Annotated in this window: 8 protein-coding genes and 1 tRNA gene; 6 read left to right on the forward strand and 3 right to left on the reverse strand. The window is 66.5% G+C overall.

Annotated features, from left to right (window positions below; genetic code table 11):
* Positions 1-89: 89 nt before the first annotated feature.
* Positions 90-2888 carry a hypothetical protein gene (locus tag AUC47_RS10495; RefSeq protein ID WP_096715137.1) on the reverse strand — a complete coding sequence of 933 codons (2799 nt, stop codon included), beginning with the start codon at positions 2886-2888 and terminating at the stop codon, positions 90-92.
* A gap of 60 nt (positions 2889-2948) precedes the next feature.
* Entirely contained in the window at positions 2949-4772 is a 1824-nt protein-coding gene (locus AUC47_RS10500) for an HSP90 family protein (RefSeq protein ID WP_096715138.1), read from the reverse strand.
* 190 nt (positions 4773-4962) lie between these two features.
* Between AUC47_RS10500 and AUC47_RS10505 the strand changes: the two genes are divergently transcribed.
* The 5 genes from AUC47_RS10505 to rplA all read left to right on the forward strand — a co-directional run bounded on the left by AUC47_RS10505 (position 4963) and on the right by rplA (position 7808).
* Positions 4963-5035: transfer RNA gene (locus tag AUC47_RS10505), tRNA-Trp, on the forward strand.
* A 40-nt stretch (positions 5036-5075) separates the two neighbouring features.
* Complete coding sequence (secE, locus tag AUC47_RS10510; RefSeq protein ID WP_096715139.1) at positions 5076-5351, forward strand: preprotein translocase subunit SecE; 276 nt, start codon at positions 5076-5078, stop codon at positions 5349-5351.
* Positions 5352-5391: 40 nt separating this feature from the next.
* A complete protein-coding gene (gene nusG / locus AUC47_RS10515) occupies positions 5392-6486 on the forward strand; it encodes a transcription termination/antitermination protein NusG (RefSeq protein WP_096715140.1) in 1095 nt (364 codons plus the stop codon).
* Between the two features lie 189 nt (positions 6487-6675).
* Complete coding sequence (rplK, locus tag AUC47_RS10520; protein ID WP_025102337.1) at positions 6676-7107, forward strand: 50S ribosomal protein L11; 432 nt, start codon at positions 6676-6678, stop codon at positions 7105-7107.
* Positions 7108-7118: 11 nt separating this feature from the next.
* Positions 7119-7808 carry a 50S ribosomal protein L1 gene (rplA, locus tag AUC47_RS10525; RefSeq protein WP_096715141.1) on the forward strand — a complete coding sequence of 230 codons (690 nt, stop codon included), beginning with the start codon at positions 7119-7121 and terminating at the stop codon, positions 7806-7808.
* Positions 7809-7885: 77 nt separating this feature from the next.
* Here rplA and AUC47_RS10530 read toward each other — a convergent pair whose 3' ends face one another.
* A complete protein-coding gene (locus AUC47_RS10530) occupies positions 7886-11194 on the reverse strand; it encodes an NACHT domain-containing protein (protein ID WP_179297582.1) in 3309 nt (1102 codons plus the stop codon).
* A gap of 194 nt (positions 11195-11388) precedes the next feature.
* Here AUC47_RS10530 and AUC47_RS10535 point away from each other — a divergent pair, with 194 nt between their 5' ends.
* Positions 11389-12207, forward strand: a complete 819-nt coding sequence (locus tag AUC47_RS10535; protein WP_096715143.1) for a transporter substrate-binding domain-containing protein — start codon at positions 11389-11391, stop codon at positions 12205-12207.
* Position 12208 lies beyond the last annotated feature (1 nt).

Consider the following 12208-nt stretch of genomic DNA (forward strand, 5'->3'; position numbering starts at 1 on the left):
CGCGGAGAAATGCGCTCCCCTCGGACGATCTGCAGCGGAGCGTCCGAGGGAAGCGCACATCTCCGAGGGAAGCGAACGGATGCTGCGGCTCAGCCGTCGAGTCGCGCCCGCACCTCGGCGGCCTCGGTGTGACGCCCGAGTCCCTCGAGCACGTCGCCGAGCTCGAGAGCGGCGACCTGCAGCAGGGGCGGGTGTCCGTCGGCGTGCTCGATGACGGTGCGGTAGATCGCCACGGCATCCGCTGAGCGCTCGTCCGAGGCGAGCAGTCGCGCGGCGAAGAGCTCCGAGCCGCCCGCCGAGCCGAGGTCGCCGAGCTCCGCGAAGCCGTCGGCGGCAGTGAGCGCTGCCGACACGGCCTCGTCGGTGCGGCCGAACGAGGCGAGCGCACGGGCGCGGGAGTCCTGCACGTCGGCGGACAGCCAGCCCGCGTCGTGCTCCCCTGCCAGCGCGGCGACCTCGTCGAGCAGCGCGAAGGCGCGTTCGTCCTGTCGGGCGCCGTAGGCCTGGCCGAGGTTATGCAGCACCTCGACCCGTGCGCCGACGGCATCCGGCACGGTCCGGACGATCTCCGCCGCCGACTCGAGGTCGGCGATCGCCGCGTCGTGCTCCTCGAAGCGGGCGAGGATCTTGGCGCGCTCGGTGAGCGAGACGGCCTGATCGGCCGGCTCCTCGCCCTCGGCGAACAGCTCGGCGGCGTAGCCGTAGGCGCCGACGGCCTGTCCGAACTCGCCGGCGCCGGCCAGGGCGCGCGCGAGCAGCGAGGCGGTCATGCCCCGCGATGCCGCGTGCACCTCGGCCTGCTCCTCGCGCTCGAGCACCTGCCCGAAGAGCTCGGCCGCCTCCTGGGCGTCGCCCTGCGCGAGCATGGCGCGCGCCAGGCGGAAGTCCGCGCCGACCTGATCCCCACCCTCCTGCGCGGCGATGCGGGACGTCACGCGGTAGCGGGCCACGGCCTTGTCCGGCTCGCCGGCGTCCTCCCAGAGGGCGCCGGCGAGCAGATGCGCGGTGCCGAGAGCCCGGGTGGCGCCGAGTGCGGCGAGCAGCCGGCACGCCTCATCAGCATCCGCCGCGCCCTCCACGAAGGCCTCCTGCCCGCCGCGCACGCGGGCTCTCGTCTGCAACGCCTGGGCGCGGTGTCCCTCGCTCAGGTTGTCTTGCGCCAGGAGTCGATCGAGCAGCGCCGATGCCGCCTCCACGTCGCCCTTCTGCAGCACGGCCGCGATCGCGACGAGCGTGGTCGTGTTCGACAGTCGTGCATCGCCGGCCTCGGCGAACGCCCGGGCCGCGAGCTCGGCGAGGTCGAGTGCGGCGTCCGGCTCCTCGGCGTGCATGTGCAGCGAGGCCCGACTGATCGCCAGGTCGCCGCGCGACCACGCCGGTAGGGCATCGGATGCCGCGAGCGCGTCCTCGAGCGCCGCCACCGTCTCGGGCGTGTTCAGGCCGAAGGTCGCGAGTCCAAGGCGCTGCTCGAGATCGGCCTGCTCGTGGCGTCCGGCCGCCCGCAGCGCCTCGATGCGTGCGGGCAGGAGGTCGGCCGCTTCGTCGGCGCGATCGAGCGCGATGAGGATGCCGAGGCGCATCGACATCAGCTGCGCGACCTTGGCCGGATCTTCGACCGCCAGCGCTTTCGGCAGGGCCTGCAGCGTCTCGTGCTCGGCGCCGAACTGCGCGAGGTTCATCGCCCGGTCGAACCAGCCGTCGGCATCCGTCGGGCTGGCGGCGTGGGTCGTCGCGACGAAGGCGTCCGAGCGGATCGGCACGTCGTACCGCTCGTCCTCGAGCGCGCGAAGACGGGCGATGCTGCGGGCGTGGCCGTCAGTGCCGTCCCGTCTGTCGAAGTCCGCGCCGATGCGCTCGGCGGCGGCCCATGCCGTCGCGGCCAGCTCGGCGGCGCTCCACGCTCCCTCGTGCGGCCCGAAGAACGCCTCGAGTGCCGGAGCGTCCGCGCCGCGGACCGGGGTGTCGCCGTGACCGGCCAGTGTCACCCGGTCGAGCGCGAAGGCGATCGCGCCGAGCGCCGCGAAGTGCGCATCGACGTTGAGACCGTCGTGCGCGAGCCATCCGATGTGGCGCTCGACGAGGGCGAGGGCGCGGGCCTCATTGCCGGTGACCGCGGCGAAGGCGAGGTTGTTGGCGACGATGCGCAGGTTGTCGGGGTTGTCCTTCGCGAGGCGGTAGCTGCGCAGGTGCGCGCTCTTCGCCTCGTCGAAGCGGCCGGCGCGCAGGTAGGGGAGCAGCACGCGCGACAGGGCGTGCTCCGGCTCCTCGCCGCAGGAGTAGCCGCCCTCGAGCATCTCCTCGACGAGACGGATGGCCTCGGCATCCCGATCCGTCTCGGCGAAGAACCCCGCGAACTGGCTGCGACCGCAGGCATCGCAGTGACTGTGCTCGTCGCGGGGCGTCGCCTCCAGGCGCACGCGCAGGGCCTCGGCGTCGTCCATCCGACCGGCGTCCCACGCGTCCTCGAAGCGGGCGGTGAGCACCCCGCTGAGGCCCAGGCCGCTCGCGCGGTAGTGCGACTCCATGTCGTCGAGCACCGCGGCGATCTGCTCACCCGAGAACGCCGGCGACGAGCGCAGTGCCGACGCCATCCACTTGAACTGCCACATGAGATCGGCCCCGCCGTAGTCGAGGTCGGCGGGGAACCGCTGCGGGTCGGCATCGTGCCTGGCGAGGCACCACGCGAACGAGTTCAGCATCACGTCGGTGGCGCCGTTCATGTTCGCGGACGCGGTCTGCCGCATCCGCGCCTCGTACTCCAGACGCTCGTCGCCGAGCTCGACGGCGAGGGCCACGGCCTCAGCCACGAGCGCCTGCTCGGCCGGGCCCCACGGGGTGCGGTCGATCTCCTCGATGAGCTGCTGGAAGCGCTTCTGCGGACGTGCCATGGTGGCCCCTTCGTACGGGTCGGTGGAGACGTGCGGACGGGTGGTGGAGACGGGCGGAGCTCAGACGACGTCGTCGAGGGGGATGGCGTCTTCGTCGATCCCGGCCGAGAGCGAGACGAGGTCGGTGAGGGCGGTCGTCATCAGCGCGCGATCCGCGTCGGAGAGCGGGTGGTGGCCGGCGAGGAGTGCCTGGATGTACAGCAGCTGCACCGTGCGGGCGAAGACCGCGTCGTCCTGCACGCGCACGAGCGCTCGTACCACGCGGTTCGACCAGTTGAGGCAGAGGCGGGCGCTGAGGTCGTCGTCGCGGGATGCCGACAGGGTGGCGTCGATGCGGTCCAGCACACCGCCCCACAGTGCGCCGGTGAAGCTCTTGGTGCGACCGCGGTCGAGGCGGCGCAGCACCTCGGGGTCGGCGACGTAGAGTGCGGCGAGCTCCGGCTGATCGATCGACCGCACGGTCACGGAGCAGTCGGACGCCGCGAGCACGGCGCCCGCGCGGGCCTCCAGGGCCACGGCGGTGTCACGGTCGTCGAGCGGGGGAGGGTCGAGGCGGTCGAGCTCTCCGCCGACGTCGACGAGCTCGACCGACACCTGCGGATACAGCTCGGGGAGCATGCGCACGAGGTCGGCGTCGTACAGGTAGCCGCCGTTGACGAGCACCTCGGAGGCGGGGGAGATGCCCGCGACCTGGCGGAACTCATCGACGGTCTGCGCGAATCGGATGTGCGGGAAGCGCTCGACGAGGTCGCCGATGCGCAGGGTTCCGTGAGTCGTCTCCAGGGTGAGCCACCGGGTGATGAAGCGGGCGAGCTCCTCGTCGTGGCGCACCAGCGACTTCAGACCCACCTCGTGGATAGCGACGAACTGGGCGAGGCGGTGCGGCTCACGGAGTCCGAGGTCGAGCACCCAGCGACGAATGCCGGCGCCGAGCTGCTCGCGCACGTGCTCCAGTGCGGCGTCGTCGACGAGCGACTCCCGGCTGGCGGTCGGCGCGAGGCCCGTCGAGTCGACGACGGCCCTGACGAAGAAGGCCCAGTCGGGCAGCACGTCGTCGGCGCGCTCCGACAGCAGCATCCGGCCCAGGTACATGCGGGTCGCCTGCCGCGCGCCGGGAGGGGGCGCGTAGGGGAGGACGTAGGCGAGGCCGCGCGTGCCTGTCGCCGGCTCGCCGATCTCGATCACGTCGAGGGGCGCGGCGCCGAGCAGGTCGCGTCCGTACTGCACGGCCGCCTCCGGATCCGCGGCCGCGTCGAGGAACGGAGCCGCGCGGGTGATGTCGACGTCGCCGCTCGGCGTCTCGAGCACGACGCGCACGGGCAGGAACTCCGCGAAGGCGGTGGCCAGCTCTCGCACGGCGGCGGGCCGCAGCAGCTCGTCGGCGTCGAACCGCGGCGCGAGGTGCACGCTCGTGCCGATCGGCAGGTCGTCGTCGATCTCGGTGACCCGGAACGTGCCGTCGGCGCTGCCTGTCCACTCGACGGCAGGGCCGCCCCTCGCGCTCCGCGAGCGGATGACGATGGTGTCGGCCACCATGAAGCAGCTGAGCAGCCCGATGCCGAACTGGCCCAGGTAGTCGCTGCGGGGCATGTCGAAGATGTCGCGCTTCGAGCTGCGGCCGACCGTCGCGAGCAGGTCGGCGACCTCGGCGGAGGTCAGCCCGATCCCGTCGTCGCGCAGCACGAACTCGCGGTTCTCGTCGCTGAGCGGCACGATGCGGATGCTGCCGCCGGCGCCGTCGAGCTCACGACGGGCGGTGACGGCATCCCGCGCGTTCTGCAGCAGCTCGCGCAGGTACACCCGAGGACTCGAGTAGATGTGCCGGCTGAGGAGGTCGACGACCCCGCGCAGATCCACCTGGAACTGCTGCACGTCAGAGCTCACCGCATTCCCTCCCGTTGCGTCCGCCCGCCGAGCCTAGCAACAGCGCGGTCCCTGCGCCGGTTCGGCACCCGTCGGCGGATGCCGTATGCTTGACGAGCAGTTGTTGTCTGCATTCTTTCGCCGTGCCCCGGCCCACACGACCGGGCCGGATGGCAGGATGGAGACGACACCCCGAGACCTCAGGGTCTCTAGGGCGGTAGCTCAATTGGCAGAGCAGCGGTCTCCAAAACCGCAGGTTGCAGGTTCGATTCCTGTCCGCCCTGCGCGTCAGCCAGGCGCTGACACACGAAAGGTACATTCAGGATGGATCAGGACGAACCGCGCGGCGAAGTCGTCGCGGCCGGCGCCACCCGAGAGAAGACGGGCAACCCCATCTCCCGGTTCTTCGGGAGCATCGCCCTGTTCTTCCGTCAGGTCATCGCAGAGCTTCGCAAGGTCGTCACTCCGACCCGCAAGGAACTGTTCAAGTTCACCGCGGTGGTGCTCGTCTTCGTTCTGATCGTCATGGGCATCGTCTACGGGCTGGACACCTTGTTCGCGTGGCTGACGCACATCGTGTTCGGAGTTCCGGACGCTTGACGCCCTGCGGCCCTGGTCGCAGTGATTGGAAAGAAACACCGTGTCTGAACGATATTCCGACGACGCCGACTGGGCGACCGCTGCCGAGCAGTCCAGCGAGGAGGACGAGGCCCAGGAGGGCAACGTCCTCGCCGCAGAGGAGTTCTCCGTCACGTCCGCCGAGCACGTGGCGATCCACGTCGAGGACGTAGACGGCGACGACGAGACCGGCACGGAAGAAGACACCGACATCGACATCGACGACCCGGAGGCGGATGCGATCGTGAACGACGCTCTCAACCTGGACGAAGCGGCTGAGTCCGAGGCTGCCGCTGAGGTCCTCAACGACGCTGTGGCCGAAGAGGCCGCGGAGCAGGAGGCGGAGGCGGCCGACGAGGTCACCCCGTACGACGGCCCCGACGTGAACGGCGAGGATGACCGCCCGGTCGCCGACGCCGACGACGCGGACGACCCCGTGGTCGCAGCCGTGGAGGCCGAGGAGGCCGCCGAGTCCGACGGCGCGGACGCCGAGGAGGACCCGTACGAGGCCTTCCGCATGGACCTGCGGATGCTGCCCGGCAAGTGGTACGTCATCCACTCGTACGCCGGCTTCGAGCGCAAGGTCAAGGCGAACATCGAGCAGCGCAAGTCGACGCTCGAGGTCGAGGACGAGATCTACCAGATCGAGGTCCCGATGGAGGACGTCGTCGAGATCAAGAACGGCCAGCGCAAGATGGTCACTCGCGTGCGCATCCCCGGCTACGTGCTGGTGCGCATGGAGCTCACGGAGGACACCTGGTCGGTCGTGCGCCACACCCCGGGCGTCACCGGCTTCGTGGGCAACGCCCACAACCCGACTCCGCTGCGCTTCGAAGAGGCCTTCAACATGCTGAAGTCGCTCGTCGAGGTCAAGGACGTCCCGACCGCCAAGAACATCGCGGCCAAGGGCGGCGTCGCCGTCGCTCGCCCGCTGCCGGCCGAGGTCGACTTCGAGGTCGGCGAGACCATCACGATCAAGGAGGGCTCGTTCGCGGGTCTGCCCGGCTCGATCAGCGAGATCAAGCCCGAGAGCGGCAAGCTCACGGTGCTCGTGTCGCTCTTCGAGCGCGAGACCCCGGTCGAGCTGTCGTTCGACCAGGTCACGAAGATGATCTGACGACCGCGAGTCGCACGACGAAGGCCGCCCCTCGGGGCGGCCTTCTTCGTTACCGGTCAAGCGCCGGGATCGGGTAGACTGTTGTGGTTTGTGCGCCGCTTTCGCGCGCGCGGACGACCGCAGCCCGGAGATGCCGGGTTCGCGGGAGAGCGGATGCAACCGGCATCCGTTCGATGAAAGGAAGAGGATATGGCACCGAAGAAGAAGGTGACCGGCCTGATCAAGCTTCAGATCAACGCCGGTGCAGCCAACCCGGCGCCGCCGATCGGCCCCGCGCTCGGTCAGCATGGCGTCAACATCATGGAGTTCTGCAAGGCGTACAACGCCGCGACCGAGTCGCAGCGCGGCAACGTCATCCCCGTCGAGATCACCGTCTACGAGGACCGCAGCTTCACCTTCGTCCTGAAGACCCCGCCCGCGGCGGAGCTCATCAAGAAGGCCGCCGGCGTGCAGAAGGCCTCGGCCACCCCGCACACCGTCAAGGTCGGCAAGATCACCAAGGACCAGGTCCGTCAGATCGCCGAGCAGAAGCAGGCCGACCTGAACGCGAACGACATCGAGGCCGCCTCGAAGATCATCGCCGGCACCGCCCGTTCCATGGGCATCACGGTCGAGGGCTGAGGGAGATAATCATGGCTACGAAGTCCAAGGCTTACCGCGCTGCCGCCGAGAAGATCGAGGCAGACCGTTTCTACACTCCCGCCGAGGCTGTCGCCCTGGCCAAGGAGACCGGCTCGTCGAAGTTCGACGCCACCGTCGAGGTCGCGCTGAAGCTCTCGGTCGACCCCCGCAAGGCCGACCAGATGGTGCGCGGCACCGTCATCCTGCCTCACGGCACCGGCAAGACCGCTCGCGTCATCGTGTTCGCCACCGGCCCCGCGGCCGAGGCTGCGATCGCCGCAGGCGCCGATGAGGTCGGCGGCGCCGAGCTCATCGAGAAGGTCGCCGGCGGCTGGACCGCGTTCGACGCGGCCGTCTCCACCCCGGAGCTCATGGGCCAGGTCGGTCGTCTCGGAAAGGTCCTGGGTCCGCGTGGACTCATGCCGAACCCGAAGACCGGCACGGTGACCCCGAACACGGCCAAGGCCGTCGAGGACATCAAGGGCGGAAAGATCGAGTTCCGCGTCGACAAGCACGCCAACGTGCACTTCGTCGTCGGCAAGGCCTCGTTCTCCACCGAGCAGCTGAACGAGAACATCGACGCAGCGCTCGAGGAGATCGTGCGCCTCAAGCCGTCGAGCTCGAAGGGCCGTTACATCCAGAAGGGCGCCGTGTCGACCACGTTCGGCCCCGGTATCCCGCTGGACGTCAACGCGATCTGACGATGACTCACGGAAAGGCCCCCGCATCGCGGGGGCCTTTCTGCGTCTCCACGCCATCTGACATTTGGCGGGCGACATTATGCTGCCTGGTCAAGTCTCCTGAAGGCGACAGCAGAAAACCTCGGGGCGCGCTGAGGCGGAACGACCCTCGCGTAGCCGTCTATGGTGAGGTCGTCAGTAGTTTCGATTAGCCCTGAAAGTGTGATCAGCTCCGGTCCAGTGCCTTCTTGTCCCAGACGAGAAAGAGCGGTCCTTGTTTCATCCGAAAGTTTCTTGGGTCGATGGCTAAGCAACGTGAGTCGCTCCAACTTCGGGCGGGCCGCGATCCACTCTGATATGCCTTCGATAGCGTTCTCGGGAAGTATGGCGGCCTGCAGCTCCTCACCTCCCGACATATCGATCTCACCTTCTGCAACGATGACCTGAAGGGTCCGAAGGTTCGCTGGGAGTCGCAGGGACCGCGCCTTCAGTCGGTCGATGTGCAGGATGTCCAGGTCAATGCTGTCCGCCACGCCTACGAGTGAAATCAGTGAGTCGCACTCCGAGATTCGCAGTGCGTGCGTTTTGATCGGCGCCGATATCGCCCTCAACTCGGGCAAGGATATGAGGCTCACGTTACCGATAGGCGACGCAGCCTCGGCAAGAAATTCAAGCTTGTCAAGGGGAGCGCCTCCGACGAGGAAAGAGCGAAGACCTGAAGTGTTGCGAAGGTCGCCGCCGGTGCGAAGCCGATCGCATCCGAGGGCACTGAAGTAGAAGAGTGCGGGGTGATCCTCTATACCGTGGAGTGACTCGATGCTGGAGGAATCAAGAACTAGCGAACCAGCGTCAGAAATTGGAATATCGTTGACGCTTTGTACTCCCTGAAGCCCACTGAGATCGGCGCCGTAAACAGATGATGGGAGGCGCGGGATCTCTCGCACGTGCTCGTATCGTCGTGGCAGATCCAGGAATATACGTGAGTCAGCGCGCAGGCTCGCCAGGTGAGGCACGAGAGAAGGGTCGGCCACGATCGCAGGCTCTCTCGCGAGATCGACACCTCCGAGCACGGTCGCGGCGTACCTTGCGGGGTCGAAATTAGGCCAGCCTCTGAGGAGTTCACGGGTTACCGTGACTCTCCTTTCTTCCCGGTAGCTTGAGAGACGCTCGAGAGCCTCCTCCGTCCCGATCATACAAAGTGCGCGGACGCTCGCGGCCGCCGGTCGTGCCTTGAGAGTCGGGCTCGAGCCGAGCAAGGGCACCGCGAGTTGCCCCGCGGAGGCGATCGCAAGCGCTTCCCCCATGGTGTGGGGCGGAACTACCTCTGACACAGCCATTTCTAGATCGCGTCGAAGTTCGACCGGTAGCTCAGGAGCTGTTTCCAAACAGGCGATCGCGAGGAGGTAGTGGCGGTGACGTGTGGCGGGTGAATCCCTTCCGATCGCCAGCAACCGACTCAGAAGTTTCTCTCGCTGATGCTTCTGCGCGACGCCCGCTGCGAGGATTATAACTTCGCGCCACTGATCATTTTCAGCATGAAGAACGAGCTTCTCGATAGAATTATCTTCTACGATCGCGACAGCGGCAAGATATTCGAGGAAGGTTCTGTGGACAAAATCTACTCGGTTGGGGACTGGCTCTCGCAATATGCCGCTTCTCTCCATGAGAAAACCAGCTATCTCAGAGGGCGGTACGCTCGTTCCAGAAATGCGCTTCATGCTCAAAGCTACCGAACTCGTGTAGTCGTCAGTCGAAGCGTCAGAAAGCCCGTTCTCATGCATCCAGAGCGCAAAGTCACGAATTATCGTTCGGCGCTGAGTCTGCGAGAGTTCTATGTGTGAGATGTCCACCTTCCTTTCGTTATCTCGCGCGGCAAGCAACATCACAAGAGCTGTGTCGTAGAGCTCGATTCGATTCTTGGGCAGGCTCGACCCGTGCTTGAAGTGAAGGGCGCAGATCAATGCGCACAGTAGGGGTGTGTTGCTGAGAGCCTTGATAGCAGGTCGAGTGCGTGCGATCTCCTGCATTGCTCTTTCTGCATCCTCGACGGTTCCGAACCCCGGAGACGTGCCTGCGTGTGCTGCGGCGGTGTGCCACTTCTGAATGAATACGCGCGTATCAACCGGTCGCATCTCCTGGATATCTGCCCTTGTGAACTTGAGGTCGTCCGACCACTGCTTTGGCAGTCCCGTTGGCCTCGTCGATACCACGATATTGGTTTCCGGGAAGATCGACAGAATGGAGTCGAGCCACGAGTAAACGTCCCCGCGTCGCCGTTTACTCACTTCGTCGAGCCCGTCGATTAGTAATGTCGCTCGTCCTTGCGTGAAAACCCGCTGCGCCCAACCCACTGGCGCAGTGAGCGATTGAATCGTCGTGACGCTAAGCTGCTCGATGCTCGGCAGTTCCTTCTCAGCGAATTGACGAAGCGGGACAATAAATGGCACGCGTTCCTTCCAGCCTTTCGGTACTCGCGTCGCAACGTTGGGCGAAACCGAAGACAGTGCTATCCAGTTCAATAGGGTGGTCTTACCGCTGCCCGCGCCCCCAACCAAGATCAGTTTCGATGTCTCGCCCAGGAGTTCCTCGAGCTTTACGTCCCCAGACATGTCGCCCGACGTGCTGGGCACGTCTTCTAAGCGGGCACCCGTTGCGCTGACGACGCGCGGATCACGGACGGTCTCTATGGACAACGAGATATAGGCGACAGAGAGTGGATAGTGCGCGTTGCTTGTCTGTCCCTGCAGGCCGAAGAGACGCACTTGGTCCGTCTTGTGTTTCAGAGCGATGCGATAGAGATGCTCGAACTGCTCATCCTCAGCGGGACGTGAACCATCGGGCTCAAATCGAGGCAATCGAGACAGCGCCTCCTCCACAAGTTCCTCGAGCCGTGAGGAACGGGTCAGGATCAGCTCATCACGGATCGCCGCATAGCTTGGGAGTCGCGTCGCTATCTCCAGTACATAGAGCGCCGACTCGACCACGAGGCGCTCTTGAAGGGCGAGCCCTGCCTCGCTCAAGCCCTGTGCCGCGGCTGCGGATCTAATCGTATCTCGCATCGTCTCGGCGAGATACGTGGCATTCATGTTTCGTTCGACCAGGTCTCGTGCGGTCGCTACCGGAATCGCACGCAGCGCCAACTCGACGGACTCGACAGCCACGCTCCGATCCCCGTCATCGAGGCCCGCCGCCTCAGCTTGGATAAGAGGGGTCAACCTCTCGCTTAGGGATTCCGCGACGTTCTCCAGCTGCAGAGCGACTCGACGTTGCCCGGGGCCCGCAGGCTCGATTCTCGAGAAGATCGCTCGGATGTCGTCCACCGGTCCGTCGATCGAGTTGTCGTTTACCCACACGCGCGCGATGCACTTCACCGCGGCGACGGCGATTGCGAATCCTAGGTCGGGCATGGTTCTCCTCCTACTGCCTGTTCGTGGCATTGTGCCTCTAGGGGACGAACCTATCGATCGATAGCCATGTTCGGCGTCTTGGGTGCCGACACGCTTCGTCATGGATGTGCGGTGTTGTCACGATCGCACGTACTGTGGGTGAGTTCCGCGCACCACAGCATCCGCGCATCGCATCGCCCCAGGAGGGTTCACCCATGTCCCGTCGCCTCATCGCCGTCACCGCACTCGTCCTCGGCGCCGCCGCGCTCACGGCGTGCAGCGGCAGCACCGCTCCCGCCGAGAGCGGCTCGTCATCGGAGAGCGGATCGAACGACTTCGGCCTCGTCAAGGACGGCACGCTGACGGTCGCGACCGAGGGAACGTACCGCCCGTTCAGCTTCCACGGCGACGGCGGGACGGGCGACCTCACCGGGTACGACGTCGAGATCATCCAGGCCGTCGCCGACAAGCTCGATCTCGAGGTCGACTTCCAGGAGACGCAGTGGGACGCGATCTTCGCGGGTCTCGACGCCGGCCGCTTCGACGTGATCGCCAACCAGGTCACGATCAACGACGACCGCAAGGCCTCCTACCTGTTCAGCACGCCGTACACGGTGTCGCCCGGCGTGATCGTCGTGAACGAGGACGACGACTCGATCTCCTCGTTCGACGACCTGGCCGGCAAGACCACCGCGCAGTCGCTCACCAGCAACTGGAACGACCTGGCGAAGGAGTCGGGCGCGAACGTCGAGGGCGTCGAGGGATGGGCGCAGGCGGTCGAGCTGCTCCGCCAGGGCCGTGTCGACGCGACCATCAACGACAAGCTCACCTTCCTCGACTACGAGAAGACCAACAGCCCGACGGGTCTGAAGATCGCGGCGGAGACCGAGGATGCCGGTGAGCAGGCCTTCGTGTTCACGAAGGACAAGCAGTCGCTCGTCGAGGCCGTGGACGCCGCGCTCGAGGAACTGCGCGCCGACGGCACGCTGGCCGAGATCAGCGACAAGTACTTCGGCGCCGACGTCACCCAGTAAC

The sequence above is a fragment of the Microbacterium sp. SZ1 genome (assembly GCF_002362255.1).
Classification (GTDB): domain Bacteria; phylum Actinomycetota; class Actinomycetes; order Actinomycetales; family Microbacteriaceae; genus Microbacterium.

Coding starts and splice junctions, on each gene's coding strand:
- AUC47_RS10495 (WP_096715137.1), bottom strand. CDS start 2,888: ATGGCACGTCCGCAGAAGCGCTTCCAGCAGCTCATCGAGGAGATCGAC.
- secE (WP_096715139.1), top strand. CDS start 5,076: ATGGATCAGGACGAACCGCGCGGCGAAGTCGTCGCGGCCGGCGCCACC.
- rplK (WP_025102337.1), top strand. CDS start 6,676: ATGGCACCGAAGAAGAAGGTGACCGGCCTGATCAAGCTTCAGATCAAC.
- rplA (WP_096715141.1), top strand. CDS start 7,119: ATGGCTACGAAGTCCAAGGCTTACCGCGCTGCCGCCGAGAAGATCGAG.
- AUC47_RS10530 (WP_179297582.1), bottom strand. CDS start 11,194: ATGCCCGACCTAGGATTCGCAATCGCCGTCGCCGCGGTGAAGTGCATC.
- AUC47_RS10535 (WP_096715143.1), top strand. CDS start 11,389: ATGTCCCGTCGCCTCATCGCCGTCACCGCACTCGTCCTCGGCGCCGCC.